Here is a 26,180-nt window from a genome sequence, read left to right on the forward strand (position 1 = left end):
AAATCAAATGATAACTGTTTGCAATTGGAAGAAAAAAGAAATTTGATTTATATAAATATACAGAAGTGGGTATGTCGCCACCTGAAAAAAGCAACTCCCTATTGAACATTGCTCCTGTAAAATAACAGCTTAATTCTAAAGTATATTTTTTTGTCTACATATAACAGGAGTATTTGGTGTTAATATGATGAACTGCACTATGATGACCATTCGATATTCATTAGCTTATCATGAATTAAAGATGTTTATTAATTGATATAAGAATTGCATAACCAGTTGATTCTAGGCTTTTGGGAGCTTCAACATGATTCCTTATATTCAGTTAAGGAGGAAGAGATGAAAAAAAAAGTAGATAAGAAAAATCTCTTTTTGTGGATACTATTGGGAGTTTATGGAATCACACTTGCTATAATTGCCGATGTCTATTTTGATTTTTTTCAAGCTAATAAACTTTTAGGTTTATTTTTAGCAGGTATTCTATTACTACTAATTTTTTTGTGCATTTTATCAGAGAGTAAAAAATACAATGGGTCCACAAAAGTAAATAAAAAAGTATTCTTTTCAGCATTATACGTTTTTATCGTTTTAATGTTGGTCATAAGTCTTACAAAAATTTAAAAGCACAAGGGAAGACTGTTTTGACGTAATAATAACTGGCTAATTGAAATAGTCCCCATTGAATTGTTATTTATAAAAAAATACAGAAGTAGGGTAAGTTGCCACCGGAAGAAATTCTAATAAACAAGGATCCTAAAATACAGCTTTATTCTAAAGTATATTTTTGTCTTCATACAGTATTAGAATTTGGTGTATGATGATGCACGCACTGCATTATAATGACCTTTTGATTGTCATCACCTTATCATGAAATAACGCTGTTTATTAACTGATATAAGAATTGCTTAACCAGGTGATTCTACGCTTTTGGGAGCTTCAACATGATTCCATAAATTCAGTTAAGGAGGAAGAGATGAAAAAAAAAGTAGATAAGAAATATATTTTATTGTGGGTACTAGCGGGAGTATATGGACTCACATTTGGTATCATTATGGATGTTTATTATGATTTTTTTCAAGCTAATAAACTCTTAGGTTTATTTTTAGCAGGTATTCTGGTTCTATTAATATTTTTGATCATTTTATCAGAGAGTAAAAAATACAATGGGTCCACAAAAGTAAATAAAAAAGTATTCATTTCAGCAGTATACGTTTTTATCGTTTTAATGTTGGTCATTAGTCTTACAAAAATTTAATAGCACAAGGGAAGACTATTTTGACGTAATAATACTGACTAATTGGAATAGTCCCAATTGAATTGTTGAAATCAATGATATCCATTTCAAATTTTAAAAAAAAGAAAGCTTTATTTATATAAAAATACAGAATTTGTATGTTGCCACCAGAAGAAATTTTTAATAAACAACGCTTCTAAAAAAACAGCTTAACTCTAAAGGCTCTTTTTTGTCTCCGTACAGTAGTATTCGGTGTTATTATGATGAACTGCACTATGATGACCTTTTTATAGTCATTACCTTATCATGAATTAAAGGTGTTTATTTACTGATAGAAGAATTGCTTAACCAGGTGATTCTACGCTTTTGGTAGCTTCAACATGATTCCTTATATTCAATTAAGGAGGAAGAGATGAAAAAAAGTAGATAAGAAAAATCTTTTATTGTGGGTAGTAATGGGAGTCTATGCACTTACACTTGCTATAATTGCCGATGTCTATTTTGATTTTTTTCAAGCTAATAAACTCTTAGGTTTATTTTTAGCAGGTATTCTATTACTACTAATTTTTTTGTGCATTTTATCAGAGAGTAAAAAAATACATGGGTCCACAAAAATAAATATAAAGGTACTTTTTTCAGCGATATACTTTTTTATCGTTATTATTTTAATCAATATTATTACAAAATTTTAACAAAATAACGTAGGAAAAAGAATGCTGATAGTCATTACTTTATAAAGAATTAGAGTTGTCAAATACTTTAATGTGAAACATTTGTATTTAAGGTTTCTGCAATAGTTCGTTTTATCAAAGCCTTTATGGTTCTGACAGCCAAATAGTAACAAAAGACTACATAAAATTTTGAAGAAAAATGATAAAATACGAGTTGGTATTGGTAGCAAGTGGAAAAATGTTCAATAAAATTGAATTTTTATAATGTTATTTCAGTTGCATTTTCTATTTTATTGAACAGATTCTCACTAGAAAAATCAGAAAATACGTGGAAGTATTTTGGGTATTGTAACATCATGCTTAGCTTGGATTCCTTTCTTAGGTATGATTATGCATATTATTACAGGTGTTCTGTTAATGGTTGATGCGTATAACACACAAAAAAGGAATAGTGAGGTATTTGAAAGTTCGACTTATTAAAGTGACTTTCATAAGAAAAATAATTAACTAAAGACTTATTCTAAAAAAAAGATACTGAATTCATTCGTATCTTTTTTTCTTTGAATGTCCCTTTTTGTTTTTAACTTCCATTATTTGATTGAAATAGAAGTAAATGTAGAAAAAATAAAAGCGTAGTAGGTGAAGGATTATGAATTTTACAATGAAAATGTTCCTATTACTAGGTTTCCTATACTTAACTGGTTGTCAATCCGCAATGGAATCTAGTGAAACTGAAAAAGAGGACCATTCTCTTACAACTAATGAAGAAATTAACGAAGAAGAAGAGTATTCAATTTTTGAGGAAGAAGTACATGATTTGGAGTTAGAAGGGGAAGAAAATCGTGATCCATATGCAAATTTACTTGAAAGAGCACCGGATGAACCGATGACGATAGAGGAACTGTTACACTATCCGACAGGTCCACTAGCTAGCAAAAATTGGCCAGAGGACAAAGAAGAAATCATGAAAAAAGTAAAAGAATTGTTACCTCCAATTGAAGAAGAAAGTACGGAAAATGAATTAGATGCTTGGTGGAAAGCACTTCGCTATTTGTTTTCTGAAGACTATCCGAATCCAGATGACTACTTCACGCAGTTTACTATTTCTAGTTTTGGCGCTGAGGATGTGATTGATGAACGATTTACATTTAAAGACCAAATCAACGTTCTAGTGATTCTAGATGTAAGTGGGAGTATGAAGAATGAAATCGACGGGAAAGCAATGATGGATATCGCAAAAGATGCGATCCGTGAATTCACCAGCAATTTACCAGAAAAAGTGAATGTCGGGTTACGAGTCTATGGGCATGAAGGGCAAAGCACAGGGGCAGATAAAAGCCAATCTTGTCAAAGCACGGAGCTCGTATTTGACATTCAACCCTTTGATAGCGATGATTTCAATCCAATCTTAAATCAATTTGAGCCAACAGGGTGGACGCCCATTGCACTATCATTAGAAGAAGCAATGAAAGACTTAGAGGCATTCCCAGGTGAGGACAATACAAACCTCGTTTATATTGTCAGTGATGGAATCGAAACATGTGATGGCGATCCAGTAGCTGCCGCCGAAGCGTTAGCGGACTCTAATATTCATCCGATTATTAATGTCATAGGCTTTAACGTTGATATAGATGGACAACGCCACCTCAGAGAAGTGGCAGAGGCTGGTGGTGGCCTTTATACAAATGCTGGTAATGAAGAACAGTTAAATATAGCGTTTGAACAAGCGGAAGAACTCTTGCGCAAGTGGGAACAGTGGCTCCTTGGTAACCAAGTCGATGTCAATAATCATCGCGCAATACTTTTAAATGAAAGTATGGGATTAGAAGCGGCATGGGGAAATTTAAATATGAGAGAAACTAGAATGCTAAGAGAAGTTTACGGAGTATTAAATTATGAAGATTATATTACATCGGACGCATGGAGCTACTTTCATTCTAAAGTAAATGAAAAGAATAGCCTTTATCAAAAATTTTCACATGAAGTTAGAGACCGATTTGTAGAAAGAATAGAACAATCCTACAACAAAACAATCGAAGAATTACAAGAAACTTATACTGAAAATATATCTAACTAATTAATGAAGGCAAAAGTCTTGAAGAAAATATTAATTTAGGAGTAAGGAGAAAACCAATGAAAAGGATAGTAATGTTTTTTTGTGTATTATCAGTCTTTATACATACAGGGTGTAGTTCAGAGGAACAATCAACAGAAGCACCTACACCTCAACCAACACAACAAGAAACAGAAGAAAAGGTAGAGCAATCGACTGAAACTGAACAAGATGTAGAAGAGCCACAATTAGATAGCGAGCAAGGGGAAATGCGGGACCCTTTCGAAAATTTATTGGAAAGGGCTCCGGAGGAACCAACAACAGTAGAGGAATTGTTGCACTATCCAACAGGTCCACTAGCTAACATGACTTGGCGAGATGACCGACAGGAAATCTTGATGAAAGTAAAAGAAGTGTTACCACCAATTGAAAAAGAGACTTCTGAGCAAGAACTCGAAGCTTGGTGGAGAGCTTTCCGCTATTTGTTTGCGCGTGAATACCCTAATCCGGATCAATATTTTACCGAGTTTACTATTTCTGGATTTGGTGGTGATGGTGTCATTGATGAACGGTACCAATTTAAAGAACAAATTAATGTGCTTGTTGTCTTAGATGTTAGTGGAAGCATGCGAAATGAAATTGATGGGAAACCGATGATGGACATCGCGAAAGAGGCAATCCAAGAGTTTACTTCAAACTTGCCAGAAAAAGCGAATGTTGGGTTACGAGTCTATGGTCATGAAGGGAAAAGTACAGGGGCAGATAAAAGCCAATCATGTCAAAGTACAGAGCTAGTTTATGATATCCAACCTTTAAAACAGTCTGAATTTGATTCGATATTACATCAATTTGAACCAACTGGTTGGACGCCAATCGCTTTGTCGTTAGAAGAAGCGATGAAAGATTTCGAGAAGTTTCCAGGAGAAGAAAATACAAACCTTGTCTATGTTGTGAGTGATGGGATAGAAACATGTGATGGAAACCCTGAGGCGGCAGCAAAAGCATTAGCAGACTCTAATATTCAACCCATTATTAATGTCATAGGCTTTAATGTTGATATGGACGGCCAACAGCATTTAAGAGAAATTGCAGAAGCAGGAAATGGTTTATATACAAATGCAGGAAATGAAGAGCAGTTAAAAGATGCATTTGAACAAGCCGAGGAACTAATCCGACAGTGGGAACAGTGGCTTAGTGGGAATAAAATTGATGCGAGAAATCAACGAGCCAGACTGTTAAATAAAGCTAGGGGATTACAGGCAACATGGACAAATGAGAACATGGGAGAAAACAGAGATCTAAGAGAAGTTAAGGTGGCATTAAGCACTGAGGGGTATATAACAAGGGAAGCATCACACTATTTTACTTCATTATTGAATGAAAAAAATAGATTATATCAAGGATTTTCAAATGAAGTTAGTGAGAGGTTTGAAGAAAGAGTAGAAGAGGCTTACGAAAAAACAATTGAAGAACTTGAAGAAACTTTCACTGAAAATACCCCAGATGAATAATGTGTGCAAAACATCACCAAACGTATCGATAGAGTTAAAAGGAGAGAGATAATGAAAAAAAGAATGTTGTTTATTTTGGTAATATCAATCTTTCTATATACAGGGTGCAGTTCAGAAGAACAATCAACAGAAGCACCTACACCTCAACCAACACAACAAGAAACAGAAGAAAACGCGGATCAACCTAATGAAAATGAACAAGATGTTGAGGAGGCTATTACAGATAGCGAGCAAGGGGAAATGCGGGATCCTTTCGAAAATTTATTAGAAAGGGCTCCAGAGGAACCAACGACAGTAGAAGAAGCCCTAAGTTATCCTGTAGGTCCATTGACAAATAACCTTAATCAACGTGACCGAGATTATCAAGCTTTAAAGGTAATGGAAATCTTACCACCGATTGAAGAGGGGGCGTCACAAGAAGAATTAGATGCGTGGTGGAGAGCATATCGATATTTGTTAGCTCATGAGTACCCCAACCCAGACCAATACTTTACCGAATTTAACATCGCAAGCTTTGGAGGGGCTGATGTGGAAGATGAGCGATATCATTTTAAAGAACAAATCAGCGATATCATTTTAAAGAACAAATCAACGTGCTTGTAATATTAGATGTCAGTGGAAGCATGAGAAATGAAATTGATGGGAAACCAATGATGGACATTGCGAAAGAGGCCATTCAAGAGTTTACTTCAAATTTGCCAGAAAAAGCGAATGTTGGGTTACGAGTCTATGGTCATGAAGGAAAAAGTACAGGGGCAGATAAAAGCCAATCATGTCAAAGTACAGAGCTAGTTTATGATATCCAACCTTTAAAACAGTCTGAATTTGATTCGATATTACATCAATTTGAACCAACTGGTTGGACGCCAATCGCTTTGTCGTTAGATGAAGCGATGAAAGATTTTGAGAAGTTTCCAGGAGAAGAAAATACAAACCTTGTTTATGTCGTCAGTGATGGAATTGAAACATGTGATGGCGATCCAGTAGCTGCCGCCAAAGCGTTATCGGAATCGAATATTCAACCGATTATTAATGTCATAGGCTTTAATGTTGATATGGACGGACAACGCCACCTCAGAGAAGTCGCAGAAGCAGGTGGTGGGATTTATACAAATGCCGGAAATGAAGAACAATTACATGCTGCGTTTAATCAAGCAGAAGAGTTAATGAAACAGTGGGAAGAATGGCTAAGCGGAGAAATGAAGGAAGCAACCGATCAACGAATTGACCTTTTAACAGATGTGTGGGCTCTAGAGGGAGTTTGGATGAATGTGAATGCAATAGAAACAAATACTTTTCAGGCAGTTCATTATGAGCTTTACGTCCTTGGTCATATTACAAAAGCAGCTACTGATTATTTTTATGTTAAGGCAACGGATAAAGATCAATTATATGATTCTTTTAGATTTGATCTTGTAGATATGTTTAAAGAAAGAGTAGAAGAGGCTTACCAAAAAACAATTGAAGAACTAGAAGAAACTTTCACTGAAAATATCACTAATGAATAATTGAATATTTTTTTATATACAATAAATATATTATGTTAACTAATATAACTTTTATTTTTTTGGTTTTCACTGTGTATATAAAGGAATATTTACTTCCCTCTATGCACAGTGAATTTGTTTTGAAAGGAAGAAAATCATTAAAAAACCAAAAAAATTGATTTATTTCATTCTGTTCTTAGTATTATATACATATTCACAATGGGAATGATAATTGCAAGTAACCCTGACTATTTCGCTCAAATATGATACTTGCAATATTCTTAACGATTACAATAGCAGTAAGCTTATTAATAATGGCTTTAATCTTTTCAAAACCAAAACTAGGAACAAAACTCAATTCGAAAGTCGTTGTATCAGCAATTTACTTCTTATTAATTGCTTTAACTGTTAACTTTGTTTTGAGATTGTAAAAAAAAAGCAAATGAAATTAATGAACAGAAAGCACCAGACACTACTAGACTCAACTCATTTTTGAATGGAACCAGATTTAAAATTAAACGTATAAATATTAGTACGTATGGAATCGTTGTTTATAGTATAATAACCATATATTAACAAAAACTTCATCTTTTATCGGTAGCGACGAATGTCCTTTATCGAGTAAACTAGTATACGGAGAGGAGTGAGAGAAATGAAATCATCAACAGTGTTAAAATGGATTTCCGGTGGATTAGAAGCATTTTTAGCCATTCCTGTTTTTGGAGCTGCGATTATTCTTGGGCTGTATTGGCTGCCACTCGCCTTTATGCTCGTTATGCATATTGTCACTTTAGTTAGTTCAGCCTCGGATAAACGAAATATTCACGGCAGTATTTTAGGAATTGTTACATCATGCCTTGGCTGGATTCCTTTTTTAGGGTGGACGATGCATGTGATTACAGCAACTTTACTTTTAGTAGACGCGTATAAAAGTCAAAAACGTGACAATGAAGTAGTTGAAAATATTAATTTTTAATGAAATGAAATTTTTTTGAAATCATGAAACCATTCCCTTCTTTTCTTCGTAAACAAATTATCTGCATGAAACTAGTAAACTAACTTTTTCATAAAAAAATCATAGTTTTTCATGTTTTGTTATGAGATTGTAATGGTAATCTATTAGATTTCATGAGAAAATAAAAGAAATCAATAGGAGGAAAGGGGGAATTATCAATGATGTTATGGTTAAAACGGGCCACTTTAGTGACTACTGCTGTCGTTACATTAGGTTTAGCATTACCAGCAGGTGTAACAAAAGCTGAGCAACTCGACATGCGGTCGGCCACGAAACCAGTAAGTGAAGTGCCTGACAAGCCGACGATATTAAAAGTTGAGCAAGGTTATGGATATAGCGACCCAGCCATTGATGGGGCGTTAACATATAAAGATTTCTTTAAAACCGAGTTTTTTCTCGAACATACATTACTTCAAGCGTATGAGCAAGGAATCGTGAAGTTTGGACCGAAAATCACCGAAAAAATTGGTGAACAGTATGAAGATTTTATTTTACCTCGATTTAAAGAAGTGCTAGAAGAAGTGACAGCGGATGTAGATACTACTGAAATAGATTTTCTTCGGATAAGCAATGACCCAGCAGCAGGAATGGGTGAAAAAATCTTGCATGTGTATGATGAAAGAGATGGAAGTGATTTCGTTCGTTTTCATGTACGGAGGGAAAATCCACCTCGACAAGGATATTGGTTTGATTTTCACTACCATTTAGCAAAAGATAATTTTGAAGAACATTATGAGTTAGGTAAAATTTATTGGGATAAAAATACTCCGCCTTTATGGCAAGCATAAGAAAAAAGTCGCTCATCTTTGAGTGGATTTTTTCTTTTTTTTCGTCTTTTTTCATCATATTGTCAAAAAATATTACAAGAAAATAAAACTTTTAATATAAAATGAGTCTAAAGACATGTTATAATAGTTTTACACTATATAAATGGAGGAAATATAATATGTGGAAAAGTTGGGTTATGGTAGGAGCTGCCTCAGTTCTATTATTATTTGTTTGGGGTGCTGTCATGGTTAGCTTTTTTTCTAACACGACTCAACAACAAGAACTGGCAGAGGAAGAAACTGTTTTAACGGAAGATGAAATTAATAATGAAAAAACAGTAGCATTGCAACCGAAAATTGAAGTTGTTGAATTTGTGGAAGTCGAAGAGAAAAAAGCGCTACCTGAAGAAGTGAATATTGCTAGTAAAAGCGAACAGAAAGCAACCTATAAAATCGACTTATCTCGCTTTGACTTTAGTGATGTTAGTTCTAAAGATGGAGTACCCATTGATAAAATTTTAACAAAAGTTGGATTAGAGGAGTAACAGTTCAAAATATGTTCGCATTCTAGATGCGCATCGTTCCCTTAGGTTTGGTACTATATAAGTATTGATGGTTCAGGAGGGAATATGATGAACAATAGCATCTTACAAAATCCAGTGATGAAGTATAGCATCCGTGTGGTTCTTGCTTACGTTGCGTTACTTGTACTCATTTTAGCAACTGCGATATTAGCGATTTTTGTGACGTTTACCTTTGTTGTGATTGATACGATTACCCATTCTGATACGTTAGGTGTATTTGCAGAGACGTATTTTGTTCCTGTATCAGAATTTTTATGGTCACTGTTTTTAAAATTAGTGCCATTTGTGTAGGTGAGTCGGAATGAATCATGATATGATATTGGTAATCGCAGGAATCGCTTTATTTTTTTTCACAGGGTTGTTAGGAATGGCAGGGATTTACTGCTTGATGAAGCAACAAATGAAAAAAGGAATTGTCTTTTTTTCCATTGGCTTTATTTGTATTATTATTTTTATCGTTTTATTTTTTGCGTTATTCTAGTACAGGCAGTCATTATCATAGGATGTAAGGAGAGATTCGGTGGTAACGGAACAACAGTTACAACAAATGATTGGTCGGTATGTGAGAGCTAGCTATAAAACCGGTTTGTATGTGGGAGAAGTTCTAGATGTTCATTCTGATAAAGTATTAGTCAAGGTTGTTTCAGTTCTTAAGCATCCTGATCAAGGAGACTTACACCAACCAAAACAAGCGGATGTTGCTTTTTTTCATCAACGGAAAGCGTTGGCTCAATATGAAAAAGTGTATGTTCCTCTTTCAACAGTGAAAGAGTATACAGATGAAATTATGGAGTATAAACAATCGTTAGACCTTGCGTTAACACGTGCGATTGAACAGCTTCAGGAAAAAAAGACGAGTTGGGCCGAAAAATCGATCGAACAACTTCAGGACTTACGACAGGATTATTCATTATAGGTCACAAAAAAAGAAGGCACCTTATGTGGGCCTTCTTTTTCTATCATAAAGAGAATTTTTATGGAAAGAGAGTGGTCCGAATGCAATTGACAGTGAAAGATATCATGGATTTTGATACGTTACTGGATGCCAAAGTGAGGACGGCAAATTCGGTTCTTCCTTCTCGCCCAGTTGAATGGGTTTCGATTACAGAAACACCTGTTGAAAATTTTGTGCGCAAGCATGAATTAGTATTAACAACAGGAATTGGTTGTTCGAATGATATGATGTTATTTGAACAATTTGTCCGTGATGTCATTGAATCTGAAGCTTCGGCATTGGCGATTGCGACAGGCCGTTATATTTTTGATCTTCCTCCTGAAATTATATGTTTAGCAGAGGAACATGATTTTCCGATTATTGAAGTGCCATGGGAAGTCCGATTTGCTGATATTACCCATGATGTGATGAAGGAATTAACAAAGCGTCAACAAACACAATCACGGAAATCAGAGGAAGTTCAACAACAATTGTTAACGATGATTTTACATGGGGAATCTTTAACGAAAGTAGCGAAATACATCGCCAAACAAATCGGCTATTCTGTTGTGATTACAGACAAAAAAGGCCATTGTAGAGGCCGAAGTGATACGAGTCGTTTATTTTTAGAGAAATGGCAAGATAATGTCGATAGGGAAGTCGTTCCTGATGAATCTTCTTTAACAGATTCTACAGCGCATCATCCATTGCATACGAAAATAAAGAAAATCATGAATGGGAAGGAGACGATGATTCAGCTACCCATTATTCAAGAATATAATCGTGTTCAAGGCTATTTATTTGTCGTAGCGGTTAATCAAAGTCCCATGCTAACGACATCAGTAGTCAATATTTTAGAGCACGGTGTGACAGCAAGTGCGTTAGCGTTTGTAAAAGAAAATGCGATTGAAGAAACAAAAATGCGACTCAGAGATGATTTTGTTTGGAGTTTAACGAAGGCACCATTGCAATCACTCGACCAAAGTAAAGAACGTGCTTCTTTATTAGGCTATGACCTTAGTGCTGATTATATTTGTATTGTTGGCTTTCCGGAAAACTTTCAGAAAATTTTTCAGAAAAAAGACTATGAATCGTATCAACAATGGGTAAATAGTATGATTCATTATATTAAAGAAGAGATGATTTACGCGGGAGAATCCCTTCATAAAAAAACGATGGTAACATACCAAGCCGAACATTTTATTATCTTTTTAGAAGTGCATGACCATCATGACGAATCGGTTCACCATTTCTTAGATTTACTTGAGCGCCGAATGACACATCTTTTACCCGAAGTCATTTTATCATATGGGATTAGTGATTTTCATCAGAATGAAGCGATGTTTACACAAAGTTATGAAAATGCTAATCTAGCTTTGAAAATCGGGCGAACTCAAAAAGGGGTCGGCTTTAGAGTCCACTATGCTGATACGAAAATGGAGCGGGCGCTTTTGTCGTTAGCAAGTAATGCCGAAATATGTATCATTGCAAAAGAAACAGTCACCCCTCTTGTAGAGTATGAATTCCATCGCGATGTGAGTTTAATTGATACAATAACTGTATTTAACGAACATCAATGTAATGTTAGTAAAACGGCTCGTGCCCTTTCGTTACACAGGCAATCTCTGTTATATCGGTTGCGTAAAATAGAGTCACTAACAGGGTTATCGTTAGTCGACCCGAATGATTTATTTTTATTAAATATGAGCTTGAAAATTTGGGGCTTACAAAAGGTAAGAGAAGAAAAGTAGTTTTCTATTTAAATAATGCCTTTCTGTTGTCCGAATTCAAGTAAACTAATGTACGGGTCCCCTTTTAATCCTAATATTTGTGCAAAGGCAGGTTCTGTTTTTATTCCTTTTGCTTTTAAGGATAGAATTTGCTCTTTTACAGCTGGGTTTGTTGTGAGAACATATTGCTCCACAAGCATATGCTCATAGGCCCGCTGTTTTTTTACGGGGATGGCTTGTCCGAATAGTTCGAAAGCAAAATTTTGAAATTGGAAGTTCACTTTTGTAACATAGGATCCATTAATTTCTTTTTGTTTAATCAAAAACGACTCCATATGTTTGTAGAAGGACGTTAGCTTCTGATAAAAAAGCTGATGATCGTGAACTTCCATGATGATGTCTAAATCAGAACTAGCCGTATAAATATCAATCGGAAATGTGCCACATAACGTCGGGGCATATTCTTTGAAGTCGTTCATCACATTTAACTTTTGAATAGCGGAATATGCTTGTTGTTGAAGGTCTGTTCCTAATTGTAATCGTTCAATCGACATGAGTAGTAAACTCCTTTCATCTGTAAAAATTTTCTGACGACACCTACTTGCGAAAACGGCAAGAGTATGGTGAAATAACGGTAATACATCATTACATATACATAAGGGGGCAATTCTATGAACATACCACATTATCCAGAAGATTTCCACGAATGTGAACGGGGAAAACGAGTAACTGATGAAGAATTAACAATTAAAATTAATGAAGAAATATCAAAGATGATTGAACATATGAAAAAGTTTGATACAACAAACCATTCTGTTTCCTTTGAGGATGTTTTGATTATTATTGACAAAATTGTTGAAGATGACCATAGTTATTTTGAAATTTCCGTATCAATGCAGCATAGCCGGGGAATTGTGACTTCATAATATTCTTTTAACTTGTACAAGCTACTCTTTCGAATGAAAAGGGTAGCTTGTTTGATTAATTGTACATAATGAGTCGGAAAGCGAGGACAACATTCGTTTATGTATTATTGATGAATCAAAAAGAGGGAGTATACATGCTAGCAATACTCCCGAAAAGAAGTAATATTGTTTTGCTTTGATTAATTTCTGACTTACACCAGTAGTGAAGAAGATTAACTGACTTTTAACAATGTATCTCCATTTTTTGACTTTAATCGTTTATCAATTCCTCTAGATAATGGGTTAAAAAATAATTTGATAGTATAGGAAGCAATGATGCATAATGCCATTGTCCATATGAATACAAGGAGAGGGCTATTTGGTAGAAAGGCCAATCCTGGGAACATCATTGTGTAGAAAAACATATGAGTTAACCAAATGTTAGTGGAATGGCTACTTATGTACTGTAATAATGCTGTTACCCATCTTTTTTTCGTCATTAAAGAAAATAAGACGATAAAGAAAATTCCGTTAACAGGAGCAATAATGGCACTTTCAACAAAACCATGAAAGATAATTAGTGAAAGAACACCCATCATACATAGTGCATTTTTGAATTTGATGTGATGTACGGTATTATAAATCTTTGTTAACCATTTGTATTTCGAAAATATAGCTCCTATGAAAAAGGAAAACTGAGAAGTTCCTATTAGGCAGAGTTGTGATTCGATTATTGTTAATGGACCAAAATCTAGAATGGATTTATAAAATTGTAAGTAACAAGCGGCATAAACGATTCCGCTTATAGGTAATAGTAGAGCAATCGGTGTATTTTTTACGATTTTAATGAGTAACGGGGAAAGAAGTACAATGATGATATAAATTTGTAGAAACCACCAAGCACCATTATAAGAATAATCAAGTAAAGTGAAATTTAACAGGAATTGCTGTAGGCTACCGAAAACGTCAATCCTTCCTATTAAAAGAGACAGGACTAAAAAAAGGAGCAACATAATCCAAAAGTTCATAAATAGTTTGAAAATTCGAATCATATTTTTGTTAATCGTCTGTTTAATGTCTCTATCAATAAACGTTAAATAAAAGGCATACCCGGTTACAAATAAATAAATGGGTCTACACGCATCGCCGAATAATCCAATATAATAAACTAATGGAATATCATTAATATAAAAACTCGTAGTGTAAAACCCTTCAATTTCCTTCCGACAAAATAAATGTAATAGGACCATTAATATAATGGCAATACCTTTAAGGATTTTTGAATCATCCTTTGTTAATTCCATAATCTCCTCCTTGTTTGCTATTGAGAACGTGTACTGTAATTATATTCTTAATAAAGGAGGAGATCAATGGATTTCTATCATTTTTGCCTATTTATTCAATTAATCCATATGAAGCAAATCTTGCTTTTACCCCTAAATACATCCATTCAACTGTCCCGTCTGTTTCCGTTCCTTCTGTATCGTTTGGTGGCGTTTCACCACTTACCCCTGCGCCAATACATTGATAAATTTTCCCATTTGTATGGATAACGTCTCCACTTTGAAATTCTGTTTCAGCAGACCAAGCAGTCTCAGTGGCATAACCGGACTTTGTACAAACCCAACCAATATAGGAGCCAGACTGCGGATTCGCATCGTAAATCCTTTCAGATTGTAAATAAAAACCTGAACGTGGCTCTGCTATAGCGTGAGTGTTAGGATTATACGCTCTCATTGTTGAAAGGTCAATTTCTGATAGGATGACGTTATTTAAACGATTATTGTAAAAGTCAAAAACGGTGCCATGTTCTTGATTATTAAATCCAAGTTGTAATGGTTGACTGCCTAAATAAGAGAACGTACTATTTTTATAGATAGCTTGTAAGCTTCTAGTTCCATGATGACTATGTGTTATTCGTTCAAAATCACTTTCTTCGTGTATGGTGATTGTCACGTTATCAAAAGTGACGGTAATCGCATCTAGTGTGTTTGATGGATTTTCGAGAAGATGCGTGAGAGTAAAATCTGCTGTTAGTTCAATCGTTGAATTCGTAATCGTCATTGACGTATGATGGGCCTCTTGGTTTATGGATTCAGGCTGAAGCAAGCTATCAATAAATGTACAATTAGAAAAGAAATTATGTTGAGATTGATTCCATACATCTCGAATGACACAATGGTCAAATTCACAATGACTAAATTCAAAGCTAGGGAGACCGTTTGTTGACACTTCTATGTTTGAAAAACGGCAGCTGTCAAAGTAGTTTGAAGTGATTTTTACTGTTTGGCTTGTCGTTCTTATATTTATAAATTGACAATTCTTTACGAGCCCTTGGAGTCTTATGTCTTTTTCACCTTCGCCATATTCAATGTAATTGATGATATTTCCTTCAAAAACAGTAAGTGAATGCGTTCTTACATTACTAGAGAAGAAAAAATTATCTTTTATTACCATTTGATAGCCTTCGTGCTGTGCTAGTAAATCGCCATAAAAATAATTATCTTTTACGGTTACGACCGCGGGTGTGTACGATGTTCCGGACATGAGCAAACAAACAGCTACTCTATCAATATAATTACCGAGTATTTGTGCGTAGGACATTCCATAAAGAATAATCGCATGTGAATCTAAATTGTATATTCGATTGTCTTTTATAATGACACTATGTGATCCGACAAGAATTCCATGAAACCCATCATAAATCACATTATTTTCAATTAAACTTTTATCACCATACCCATCTTCTTGGTTTATGGCATATCTAGTAGGGTCATTAAATGGAGGTTTTCCATCTAAAAAAGCAAGCGAGTTTTTTCCGTTTCCTCGAATGATATTATGACGAATGACATTGTAATTCCCAGCCAATGTGATTCCGCCACGATGACCATTGTAAAGTTCACAATGCTCAACAACATTATGGTGAGGATATCCTCCATATTCAAAAAATAATTGCATATCTTTATCTGGATTTGTTTCGTCCTTAAATAATAATCTCATTTTCGTAGCAGATAATGGAATTGTTACGTGGGTGTGTACTCTTCGATTTGGAACAGCACCGATAAATTGATCTTGGTCGTCATAGAAAAAAGCATCGGGATATTTATTGTTCAGCACAGTTACACGATTATAGCCTTGCCCACCTAATAAGAAAAAGGTGACATCATCTGGGATAGATAGCATCGGTGTGATTAGCGTATCAGTTGATTCGATTTCTACACCAGTCTCTTGATCTAACGAGGCTAATATAGAACCATGATTATATGCAGTTCTCTTAACGGAGGCCGAAACAAAGCTAACATTATCCCCCATAAAACCACTAATCTCACAATGAGAAACGGAGCAGTATTGACTTGAACCCGCAAATAAGATGCCATAACTTCCTTCAACTGCTCGTTCTCCTTCTTCTAGAAAACTTCGGTCGTAGCGGTCGCCTTCGATCATTCCATTTTTTATATGAGCGTGTTTGCAGTTAAAAAGCTCAATTGGAATGCCTTCAAATCGCCAAATATCTGTTGAGTCATCTCTGTCATCAAAGGGAGAACGACTTTCTGAGTCATACATCACTTTCAGCAAACTTCCATTTAAATTAAGCGTAATATAACTTTTCATTTGAATTCGATTCGGAAAGCAGAGCGAATATTGTCCCCTCGGTAAGACAACCTCATTGTAGTCATGTTGAAAGGCAAAGTCTATCGCTCTTGAGATCCCAAGGATATTTTGGTTTGCTTGTTCATAATCATGATGTTCATATGGTTTAGAGGGGAGCCCTTGGGTAATCCCATATCTTTCTATATCAATGACGTAACTTTTTGTCCCCATCCGTTCGTCGAATAATTTATCAGCAAATGTATAATCTTCCCTAATAAAAATCGCCTCTGGTACTGTAACAGGAAGAACACCACCGTCTTGATCTAATATTCTTTTGATTTTTCCATTCATATTACGCCTCCTCAATAAATGAAACATTATGCAGAAGTAAATCAGAGTTGTTTTGTAGAAGATCTTGCACAACATTTTCTGAAATTCTCGTGAAATCATAGTCCGAGTACAATATACTCGTTCCGTATTTATCGGTCGTAAACATTCGAATTCTTTGTAATATCGCTCCTGAGTGATTAAGGAATAATTGAAAATCTTTGTTTATTGTCCCTTTATCAATGATTAACATTTCAGATAAATTTGGATGGAGGGGGAGTGGAAAGTTATGAGGGGCAGAAACACCATTAAATAAAACATCTTCAAAACCAAAGTCATCTCGGATGAACCGAAGTCCATCAAATTGAGTATTGATTTTTTTTGTATTGTCTTCATTTGTTAAAATATTGTTTTCCCAGCTATTTTCGGTTGTTTTAATTTTTGATATGACGAGGAGGGCATCAAATCGAACGTTTTGTAATTGAATATAAGAGTCAGACGTTGTACTCACCTCGGCCCGATAGTTTCCTAATGTTGATATGGCTTTTGTAATCCCAACCGATCTTTTGTTTTCACTTGTTGATACAGACCTGACCGTCACTTCATAGGTTGTATTTGATTGTAATTCAGAAAGGGTGTATTCAAGATTTGTTGTCTCGCCAATAAGTGTACCGTCTACTTCAATTTCATAACGATCGACCGTATCATCAATACTCGCATGCCATGTCATGGTTATTTCTGTGTTAGCAATTTGTTTAGCATAAAGATGTCGTGGATTTGTTACGTGGTATCGGGTAATCGGTTCACCCGTATATAACTCCGTTGTCAATTGGCACTCAGCCTCATTTTGAACTTGACCTGAACCGTTCTCATTTCCCATATCATCCCTCCATCATTCAGTATGTCACCTTTCCATTTTTAAAAGATAAGAAAAATTTTGCTCTAGCAGTGAAGCTTTGAAAGCTTTCTCAAGAAGAGCGAAGGCTCCGCACTTCGCTTGAGATGAAAAGATGCTCCCGCGTTTTTCTTATCCTTGTATCAAAGATACCCCTTATATTTATTCACTTTTACATACAAATATTTATGTCTCATATAAAATTTGTAGCTCATTTTTTTCGGTTAGGAGAAAATGTGACAAAATTTTAAAAGTTGACTAATAAACAATCTGAAATTTCATACACTTTTGCGAATGTTTTTCCTTTTAGAAAAAGAATACGATAGCAGTAGAAAGAGAGAACGAAAGGAAAGGGGTGAGCGGCCCATGGTCACTTTTTCTTCAGAAGAATTTAAGCAAAGGGTAGAAAATACGAAAAAGCGGATGGACACGGCAGGAATCGACGTACTTCTTATTACAGACCCGGCAAATATGAATTATTTATCTGGATATGATGGATGGTCATTTTACGTCCATCAGATGTTAGTAGTCATTAGTGATGAAGACCAGCCAATTTGGATTGGAAGAGAGATGGATGCAAATGTAGCGAAAATGACAAGTTGGCTATTCCACGACAATATTATTCCGTATCCAGATGATTTTGTTCATTCTTCAATGAAGCACCCGATGGATTTTGTCGCAAATATTTTAAAAGAAATCGGTCAAAGTAATCGAACCATTGGAGTCGAGATGGATCAATATTATTTTACGGCTAAATGTTATGAGCGGCTTTTACATGGACTACCGAATGCGACATTTAAAGATGCCACAAATCTTGTGAACTGGGTTCGAATTATAAAGTCTGATACTGAAATTGAATATATGAAGCGAGCTTCTATCATTGTACAAAAAGCAATGGAAGCGGGTATTGATGAAATTGCAGCGGGTGTACGTGAATGTGATGTAGCTGCAAAAATATATGAAGCACAAATAAGTGGAACAAAAGATTATGGCGGAGATTACCCAGCGATCGTCCCCCTAATGCCGTCTGGAGATAAAACAGGTGCTCCTCATATGACATGGAGTGAGTGTCCGTATAAAGATGGGACGACAGTAACTCTTGAGTTAGCAGGCTGTTATCAGCGGTATCATTCCCCAATGGCGAGAACGATCAGTATTGGAAAGCCAGATGAAAAGGTGAGTGATTTAGCAAAAGTCGTCATCGAAGGAATGAATGCCACACTTGATGTCGTAAAGCCCGGTATGACTTGTGAAGAAGTTGAATCAGTGTGGCGGAAAACAATTGAAAAAAGAGGGTACAAAAAAGATTCCCGCATTGGATATTCTGTCGGTTTAAACTATCCTCCTGATTGGGGAGAGCATACGGCAAGCTTACGACAAGGAGACAAAACGATTTTACAGCCAAATATGACGTTTCATTTAATTCCAGGCATATGGTTTGAAGACTTTGGTGTGGAGCTTAGTGAATCCTTTCGTGTGACAGAAAAAGGCTGTGAAGTGTTCGGGCAGTTTCCTCGCCAGCTTTTTATTAAAGATGGGCGACTTACAAGCTGGAAAGATGATAAAGGCGCGTAACGATAAATAGGAGGGATTATGATGACGAAATCTTGGAACGAAACGCAAGCAGGCACAAAAGCAGTTTGGGCAGGAGAAAAAGACTATTTGGTTCATGGTGCAACACAAATTCCTGTTATTCCTAGTGTTGCATTCGGATATGATGACATGGATGAATGGTATGAAGTTGCTGTTGGTCGAAAAAAAGGACATATTTATGGCCGAAATACAAATCCAACGGTGCAAGCGTTTGAAGATAAAGTGAAAATTTTAGAAGGAGCGAATGCGGCGACAAGCTTTTCTACAGGGATGGCAGCAATAAGCAATACGCTTTATACGTTCCTAACGCCAGGTGATCGAGTTGTTTCCATAAAAGATACGTATGGTGGTACAAATAAAATTTTTACAGAGTTTTTGCCTAAAATGGGCATTGATGTTGTTTTATGTGATACAGGTGACCATGAAGCGATTGAAGAAGAAGTGGCGAAAGGTTGTTCGATTTTATATTTAGAGTCCCCTACAAATCCGACCGTTAAAATTACAGACATTAAACGAATGGCACAAGCAGGAAAAAAAGCTGGAGCGATTGTGGTTGTTGATAATACGTTCGCAACGCCAGTTAATCAAAATCCACTTGCATTAGGTGTCGATTTAGTCCTTCATAGTGCGACGAAATTTCTAGGTGGTCATGCGGATGCATTAGGAGGCGTTGTTTGCGGGTTAGATGAGCAATTGATTAAAAAAATCTATCATTATCGTGAAATTAACGGAGCAACGATGGACCCTTGGGCTGCGTATTTGATTGTTCGTGGAATGAAAACGTTATCGTTACGAATGAAAAAACAAGAAGAAAATGCACTAGCCCTAGCACAATATTTACAAAGTGTATCAGTAGTAGAAGGCGTCTATTATCCAGGATTAGAAACACATCCAAACCATGATATCGCAAAAGAGCAAATGAAAGGGTTTGGTGCGATGTTAAGTTTTGCAGTGAAAGGCGGAGTAGACACGGTTCGAGATTTATTACCTCGTCTACAGTTTAGTCATCGTGCTGCTAACTTAGGGGCAGTGGAGACAACGGTTGGGCCGGCAAGAACGACGAGTCATGTTGAATGTACGCCAGAAGAACGGGCAGCAATGGGAATTCCAGAAGGGCTTATTCGTGTATCTTGTGGGATAGAAGATACAACTGATATTTTAGATGACTTCAAACAAGCGTTTCAACCGATAAAACTGGAGCAATAGAAAGCTGGTGAGCTTTTTATGAAAGAAATGGAGCAACAAATTTTCGATGAAGCAAAAAAAATAGAAGCACAGCTCATTCATTGGCGCAGACATTTTCATGAATACCCGGAACTCAGTTTCAAAGAGTGGAAGACAGCTTTATGTGTTGAAGAACAGTTGAAGAGCATTCCGGGTATGATTGTTTCTCGACCGAATGCTATCATTCCAAATGTCGTTGGGAAACTAGTAAATGGAACAGGTCCGACGATCGCTATTCGTGCTGATATGGACGCTTTGCCAATTCAAGAAGAAAATGACGTCGTGTACGCTTCTAAACATCGGGGCATCATGCATGCATGTGGCCATGATGCCCACACCGCGATTGTGTTAGGGGTTGCGAAAGTCGTAGCGCAATTTCGGGATGAAATTCAAGGTACAATCATGTTTCTATTTCAAAGTGCTGAAGAAACGACAGATGAACAAAATAAATCAGGGGCATGTTATTTACTAGACGATGGTGTAATCGACGATGTTGACGCGGCAATTGCTCTTCATATGTGTCCATGGCTTCCTGTAGGACATATGCAAATCCATGAGGGCAGCAGTATGGCAAATGTCGATGTGTTTGAAGGAACGATAAGGGGAAGCGGAGGACACGGCGCCTACCCTCATGAAGGGTCAGATCCGATTTGGATGCTCCAATATGTTTTATCGTATCTTTATAGCATTCCATCAAGAAAAATATCACCGTTAGAAAAAGCCGTCGTAAGTGTTGGAGAAATTCAAGCTGGCACAAGTGATAATATCATCCCTACAAAAGTCAAGCTTCGTGGAACGATTCGAAGCTATGAACATGACATTCGCAAATGTTTAACAGAAGAAGTGACTAGGGCGTTTGCACTCGTGGCGGCGTTAGGGGGAGAGTATGATGTTCAGATTACTCGAAATGAACCGGCATTACAAAATGACTCACGACTAAATCAACTCATTGTTTCCTCCATTCATGACCTCTTCCCACAATCTCATATTCATCATCAGCCATTTGGTCTTGGCGGCGAAGACTTTGGCTATATTAGTGAACGAATTCCGAGCTCCATGTTTTTTCTAGGCTGTCAGCGTGAAAATGAAAAAAAACGAGAGTTACACACACCACAATTTGATATCGATGAACAATGTTTAGTTCAAGGAACTTCCATATTAGCGGCTACGGCATTCCGCTATTTAAATGAGGAAGGAGAGAAATAACATGAAATTGGCTTTATTAGGGTTTGGAACTGTTGGGCAAGGTTTGGCGGAAATAATAGAAAGAAAAAAAGAATCGATTCAAAAGGAGACAGGTGTCAATCTCGATATTGTGGCGATCTCCGATGTAATGAAAGGCGCTATTTATAATCCAAATGGGTTGAATGTAACGAAAACACTTGAAGCGATTAAAACAGGTGGTCACCTCTCTTATTACCCCGATGAAAAAAATCTTGTACGCGGAAAAGATAGTTTTGCGACAATTGAAGAAACAAATGCCGATGTTATCGTGGAAGTCACATATACCGATGTCAAAACAGGTCAACCTGCTATTGACCATTGTAAAACAGCGTTTCAATGTGGAAAACATGTGGTGTTAAGTAATAAAGGTCCTGTTGCGTTAGCGTTTCAATCATTAACAGAACTCGCTCAAAAGCACAATGTCCGATTTGGGATTGAAGGAACGGTGATGAGTGGAACACCAGCTTTACGAATGCCGTTAACATCGCTCATTGGAAACGATATAACTGAAATTCGTGGCATTTTAAATGGAACGACTAATTATATTTTAACGAAAATGGAGGAAGGTTTTCCATTTGAAGATGCGCTTAAAGATGCGCAAGAAAAAGGCTATGCCGAAGCAGACTCAACAAGTGATATAAAAGGATATGATGCAAAATATAAAGTCGTCATTTTAGCAAATACAGTATTAGGTTTTCCATTACAAGTCGATGATGTGGAGTGTATCGGAATTGATACTATCTCAATGGAAGATATCGAGCAAGCAAAAGAAGAAGGGTATCGTTGGAAGCTATTAGGGAAAATTACCAAACACAAATCTGGTGTTGAAGCGACAGTGAAACCAGAAAAAATAAGTGAAAATGACCCGTTAGCTTCGGCATATGGAGCAGTCAATGCGATTCAGTTTGACTGTGACTTAGCAGGTTCGATTACGTTAACAGGTGCTGGAGCAGGTCGATTGGAAACAGGCTACTCGTTACTAATCGACATTTTAAATATAGCGAGAAATCAACTGTAATGAAAGGAGGATGGCCATGTATACGAAAGTGTCAGGAAGAAAAATGTTACTTGGGGGCGAATGGGTGGACCGGGAACGAACAATTGAAGTGAGAAACCCTGAAGACAATCAATTCATAACAACAGTACCAGCAGCCTCCTCTTCTGATATGGAAAAAGCGATCGAAATCGCAAAAGAAGGAGCAAAGATGGCGTCAAACTTATCGGTTCATGAGCGAATGGACATTTTACGAAAAGCGGCTCATCTTATTGAGAAAGAAAAAGAAGCATTTGCATACACGATAGCAACAGAAGGTAGTAAAACGATAAAAGAAGCCCGAAAAGAAGTAGAGCGTTGTATTGAAACAATTCGGCTTAGTGGAGAAGAAGCACGACAAATTGGGGGCGAAACGATTGCGTTTGACCAAGCAAAAGGAAGTGAAAACCGTGTAGGCTATTTTTATCGGTTCCCAATTGGAATTATCGGAGCGATTACACCATTTAATGACCCTCTTAATTTAGTCGCACATAAAATTGGTCCAGCGATAGCGAGTGGAAATGCGATTATCGTAAAGCCAGCGAGTGTCACGCCTTTAAGTGCATTGAAGTTAGCCGAAGTTTTTTGTGAAGCGGGACTTCCGAAAAAAATCTTGTCCGTAATCACTGGGTATGGCCATGAAATTGGTGATGTGTTAGTTTGTCATCCAGATGTCCAAATGATTTCTTTTACCGGTGGTGTTGACGCAGGCTTAGCGATTACAAAAAAAGCGGGATTAAAAAAAATAAGTATGGAGCTCGGTTCAAACTCACCAGTTATTGTGTTAGAAGATGCGAATGTGGATGATGCGGTGAAAGCATGTGTTTCAGGTGCCTTTTGGGCTGCAGGACAAAACTGCTTAGGTGTACAACGGATTTTTATTGAGGAAAGTCGCTTTAAGGCGTTCTGTTCTCGATTTGTCGAACTAACAAAACGATACCATACAGGGTTAAAATTAAATGAAACGACAGACATGGGACCATTAATTACAGAAAAAGAAGCGATCCGCGTCAAAGCATTAATTGATAAAGGCATTGAAGAAGGAGCTACATTGCTTTGCGGCGGAGAAAGAAATGGTGCATTTTTACAGCCGACAGTTTTGACAGATGTTCATGAAAAAAGTGAACTTGCCACAGAAGAAATTTTTGGCCCGGTAGTCCTTTTGTTTCCTTTTACAAATCTAGATGAAGCAATTGAAAAAGCAAATGCGGTTAAATATGGCTTGCAAGCTGGTATTTTTACAGAAAATATAAAAGCGGCATTTAAAGCTGTCGCAAAACTCCACGTTGGTGGCATTTTAATCAATGATAGTAGTGATTATCGGATTGATGCGATGCCATTTGGTGGCGTGAAACAATCAGGAATTGGAAGAGAAGGGGTAAAATATTCGATTCAAGAAATGACAGAACCTAGAGTCGTTTGTTTTCAATTATAAAAATCATAAAGTGAACTTGTGTTTTATTAGACCGTAGATAAAAAAGCGGATGGGATGGGAGGGATGACGAAAGGTGTGCCTCATTCCAGGAGCAGATTTTATACAATTGATTACAGAAAAGCTCACGAATAACATCATACCTGTACTTTTATAAGTACAGGTTTTTTTGAAAGATAAGAAAGGTTTTGGTGTAGCAGTGAAGTTTTGAAGATTTATTCAAGGAGAGCGAAGGCTCCGCACTTCGCTTGAGACGAAAAGACGCTCCCGCGTTTTCTTATTGTATAGTAAGCGGCCATGAAAACCGTTATCTGTGAACATGGCTAGCGTTTTGGAACGTTGGTGGACACAGGAGCAGTTAATCATAAAATATCGTTAGGAATAGAGTAGCTTTTGCGTGAATAAGCGCTCCTGTGGTCGCCAAAAAACGGAAACCCGTATGATGTTCACAAAAAACGGCTGCTCTGACCGCAAAAATGAGAAGGTGTTTTGTCTACAGTTTAGCCTGTACTTATATAAGTACAGGTTCTTTTTTTGTAACGATGGAATGAATTTCATGTTAGGATAGAGATAGTTTGAGTGACGAAAGAAAGCTGGTGTCATCGTGAATAAGGAACAATTTATATTACTAGTCAGTATAGGGAGTTATGTCACAGCCTTCCTTTATCTCTTTTCCGTTTTTATTGAACAACAATGGCTTACGCTAACTTATAGCTTCATTGCCTTTTTTCTTGTTCTTTGTGCGATTCCGATAGTAGGAAAAATTAATCAAATGATCGCCTCGCTTTTAGTTTTGATTGGTTTTTTCATTTATTTTACTGAAGGCATATCCGTAAATGAAATCATGATCGGGTTTGGTGCGAATATTAATCTATTAACCTTATTTTTATTCGTTCCTTTTATAGGAGTATTTTTATCAAGTGCAGGTTATTTGAATAAAATAAAGCATTTGTTAGAAACGAGAAACGAAAATCATCCTTACCGTCTAAGTTCTTTATTAACAGCAACGATGGGGTCGGTATTAAATTTAGGATCGATGGCCATTGTTCATCGAATTGCAGAAGGGAGTTTTCGTTCGTTTGACCGCAGTAAATTATTGCTTGTTGTCTTGCGTTCGTTTGCTTTTTGTATGTTTTGGTCGCCATATTTTGTTAATGTTGGATTAGTGTTATCGTTGTTCCATGTCGAGTGGAAAATGATTGGTGCGCTTGGATTTTCTCTTGGGCTTGTCTACCTTCTTATTAGTGCGTTTTTCTTTTATCATATACGAATTCCACAAGATGAAGGAATCATTACAGAACCAACGACGTTAAAAGGGAACCAATCTCCATCGATCCGCCCAGTCATGTTCTTCTTTATTGGATTATTTGGGTGTTCTTTTTTATTTGATGCGTTGTCAGATGTGAATATGTTAACGATTGTTTCTATTCTTGCTTTAGCGTATCCGCTCTTATGGGCAATTACTACAAAACGTCTCCGTTTGTTTGTTCAAGATTCCGTTCAGTCGATGAAAACGTCGTTTGCGCGCTTAAAAAATGAGATTGTCATTTTTATTAGTGCTGGATTTTTTGGAGGAGCTTTATCTTATACAACGATAGGGACACAAATTTCCCAGTTTATTTTTGAACTTTCCTTTGGATCCATATTGGCCATGTCGTTTTTAGTCATTTTATTTGCGATTGCACTAGCGATGATTGGCATTCATCCTGTTGTCATTGTCATTGGAATCGGGAGTTCATTGTCTCCTGATGTTTTTGGTGTAAGTGCGGAATATATGGCGTTGTTATTACTTGTGGCATGGACATTAGCGACACAATTATCACCATTTTCTGGCTCCATATTAATGACGGCTGGGTTGGCGAATCGCTCACCGTTTTTGTTTATGAAACAAAACATATTGTTTGTGTTTACGAATGTCATTGTGTTACCGTTTATTTTATATTTATTTTTAGTTTTGCATCTTGTGTAACGAA

24 protein-coding genes are annotated in these 26,180 nt (G+C 36.5%); 20 read left to right on the forward strand and 4 right to left on the reverse strand.

The features are described from left to right. Positions 1-336 precede the first annotated feature (336 nt). The 13 genes from T323_RS0102200 (at position 337) to T323_RS0102265 (ending at position 12,004) form a co-directional block, all read left to right on the forward strand. Complete coding sequence (locus tag T323_RS0102200) at positions 337-618, forward strand: hypothetical protein (RefSeq protein ID WP_026671831.1); 282 nt, start codon at positions 337-339, stop codon at positions 616-618. 352 nt (positions 619-970) lie between these two features. Continuing rightward, positions 971-1,252, forward strand: coding sequence for a hypothetical protein (locus tag T323_RS0102205; protein ID WP_026671832.1), 282 nt, complete (start codon positions 971-973; stop codon positions 1,250-1,252). Positions 1,253-2,551: 1,299 nt separating this feature from the next. Further along, positions 2,552-3,979 carry a vWA domain-containing protein gene (locus T323_RS25690; protein WP_051556307.1) on the forward strand — a complete coding sequence of 476 codons (1,428 nt, stop codon included), beginning with the start codon at positions 2,552-2,554 and terminating at the stop codon, positions 3,977-3,979. Between the two features lie 56 nt (positions 3,980-4,035). Beyond that, positions 4,036-5,466 (forward strand): VWA domain-containing protein, encoded by a 1,431-nt coding sequence (locus tag T323_RS25695; RefSeq protein WP_051556308.1) that lies wholly within the window; start codon positions 4,036-4,038, stop codon positions 5,464-5,466. A 51-nt stretch (positions 5,467-5,517) separates the two neighbouring features. After that, positions 5,518-6,069, forward strand: coding sequence for a YajG family lipoprotein (locus T323_RS27735; RefSeq protein ID WP_051556309.1), 552 nt, complete (start codon positions 5,518-5,520; stop codon positions 6,067-6,069). After that, a complete protein-coding gene (locus T323_RS25700) occupies positions 6,060-6,974 on the forward strand; it encodes a VWA domain-containing protein (protein ID WP_051556310.1) in 915 nt (304 codons plus the stop codon). The genes T323_RS27735 and T323_RS25700 overlap by 10 nt, the downstream gene beginning before the upstream one ends. A gap of 631 nt (positions 6,975-7,605) precedes the next feature. Then, positions 7,606-7,929, forward strand: a complete 324-nt coding sequence (locus T323_RS25705) for a hypothetical protein (RefSeq protein ID WP_035177429.1) — start codon at positions 7,606-7,608, stop codon at positions 7,927-7,929. Positions 7,930-8,126: 197 nt separating this feature from the next. Continuing rightward, a complete protein-coding gene (locus tag T323_RS0102240; protein WP_026671834.1) occupies positions 8,127-8,756 on the forward strand; it encodes a YpjP family protein in 630 nt (209 codons plus the stop codon). A 158-nt stretch (positions 8,757-8,914) separates the two neighbouring features. Beyond that, the gene (locus T323_RS0102245; RefSeq protein ID WP_026671835.1) at positions 8,915-9,280 is read left to right on the forward strand and encodes a hypothetical protein; all 366 of its coding nucleotides are present in this window, start codon (positions 8,915-8,917) and stop codon (positions 9,278-9,280) included. Between the two features lie 87 nt (positions 9,281-9,367). Further along, positions 9,368-9,610, forward strand: a complete 243-nt coding sequence (locus T323_RS0102250) for a hypothetical protein (RefSeq protein ID WP_245613669.1) — start codon at positions 9,368-9,370, stop codon at positions 9,608-9,610. A gap of 10 nt (positions 9,611-9,620) precedes the next feature. Further along, positions 9,621-9,800 (forward strand): hypothetical protein, encoded by a 180-nt coding sequence (locus T323_RS0102255; protein WP_026671837.1) that lies wholly within the window; start codon positions 9,621-9,623, stop codon positions 9,798-9,800. Between the two features lie 39 nt (positions 9,801-9,839). Beyond that, positions 9,840-10,235 (forward strand): kinase-associated lipoprotein KapB, encoded by a 396-nt coding sequence (gene kapB / locus T323_RS0102260; RefSeq protein WP_245613670.1) that lies wholly within the window; start codon positions 9,840-9,842, stop codon positions 10,233-10,235. Positions 10,236-10,315: 80 nt separating this feature from the next. After that, complete coding sequence (locus tag T323_RS0102265) at positions 10,316-12,004, forward strand: PucR family transcriptional regulator (RefSeq protein WP_026671839.1); 1,689 nt, start codon at positions 10,316-10,318, stop codon at positions 12,002-12,004. 8 nt (positions 12,005-12,012) lie between these two features. On the opposite strand, the gene T323_RS0102270 is transcribed toward T323_RS0102265, so the two are convergent. Further along, entirely contained in the window at positions 12,013-12,537 is a 525-nt protein-coding gene (locus T323_RS0102270) for a DUF4269 domain-containing protein (RefSeq protein WP_026671840.1), read from the reverse strand. Positions 12,538-12,654: 117 nt separating this feature from the next. Between T323_RS0102270 and T323_RS0102275 the strand changes: the two genes are divergently transcribed. Beyond that, complete coding sequence (locus T323_RS0102275) at positions 12,655-12,909, forward strand: hypothetical protein (protein WP_026671841.1); 255 nt, start codon at positions 12,655-12,657, stop codon at positions 12,907-12,909. Between the two features lie 212 nt (positions 12,910-13,121). Here the strand turns inward: T323_RS0102275 and T323_RS0102280 are convergent, their stop codons facing one another. The 3 genes from T323_RS0102280 to T323_RS0102290 all read right to left on the reverse strand — a co-directional run bounded on the left by T323_RS0102280 (position 13,122) and on the right by T323_RS0102290 (position 17,686). Continuing rightward, positions 13,122-14,192: an acyltransferase family protein gene (locus tag T323_RS0102280; RefSeq protein WP_026671842.1), complete on the reverse strand. Its 1,071-nt coding sequence runs from the start codon at positions 14,190-14,192 to the stop codon at positions 13,122-13,124. A 91-nt stretch (positions 14,193-14,283) separates the two neighbouring features. Continuing rightward, complete coding sequence (locus T323_RS0102285; protein WP_026671843.1) at positions 14,284-16,830, reverse strand: right-handed parallel beta-helix repeat-containing protein; 2,547 nt, start codon at positions 16,828-16,830, stop codon at positions 14,284-14,286. Between the two features lies 1 nt (position 16,831). Continuing rightward, positions 16,832-17,686, reverse strand: coding sequence for a fibronectin type III domain-containing protein (locus T323_RS0102290; protein ID WP_026671844.1), 855 nt, complete (start codon positions 17,684-17,686; stop codon positions 16,832-16,834). A gap of 381 nt (positions 17,687-18,067) precedes the next feature. On the opposite strand from T323_RS0102290, the gene T323_RS0102295 reads away from it, so the two are divergent. The 6 genes from T323_RS0102295 to T323_RS25710 all read left to right on the forward strand — a co-directional run bounded on the left by T323_RS0102295 (position 18,068) and on the right by T323_RS25710 (position 26,176). Then, a complete protein-coding gene (locus T323_RS0102295; protein WP_026671845.1) occupies positions 18,068-19,276 on the forward strand; it encodes a M24 family metallopeptidase in 1,209 nt (402 codons plus the stop codon). Between the two features lie 21 nt (positions 19,277-19,297). After that, positions 19,298-20,500 (forward strand): cystathionine gamma-synthase family protein, encoded by a 1,203-nt coding sequence (locus T323_RS0102300; protein ID WP_026671846.1) that lies wholly within the window; start codon positions 19,298-19,300, stop codon positions 20,498-20,500. Between the two features lie 18 nt (positions 20,501-20,518). Continuing rightward, positions 20,519-21,724: a M20 metallopeptidase family protein gene (locus T323_RS0102305; RefSeq protein WP_026671847.1), complete on the forward strand. Its 1,206-nt coding sequence runs from the start codon at positions 20,519-20,521 to the stop codon at positions 21,722-21,724. A gap of 1 nt (position 21,725) precedes the next feature. Continuing rightward, a complete protein-coding gene (locus T323_RS0102310) occupies positions 21,726-22,760 on the forward strand; it encodes a homoserine dehydrogenase (RefSeq protein ID WP_035177434.1) in 1,035 nt (344 codons plus the stop codon). Positions 22,761-22,776: 16 nt separating this feature from the next. Beyond that, positions 22,777-24,210 carry an aldehyde dehydrogenase family protein gene (locus T323_RS0102315; protein WP_026671849.1) on the forward strand — a complete coding sequence of 478 codons (1,434 nt, stop codon included), beginning with the start codon at positions 22,777-22,779 and terminating at the stop codon, positions 24,208-24,210. 601 nt (positions 24,211-24,811) lie between these two features. Further along, complete coding sequence (locus T323_RS25710; protein ID WP_051556311.1) at positions 24,812-26,176, forward strand: transporter permease; 1,365 nt, start codon at positions 24,812-24,814, stop codon at positions 26,174-26,176. Positions 26,177-26,180 lie beyond the last annotated feature (4 nt).

This window comes from Alkalihalobacillus bogoriensis ATCC BAA-922, from assembly GCF_000621445.1.
GTDB lineage: Bacteria > Bacillota > Bacilli > Bacillales > Bacillaceae_F > Bacillus_AO > Bacillus_AO bogoriense.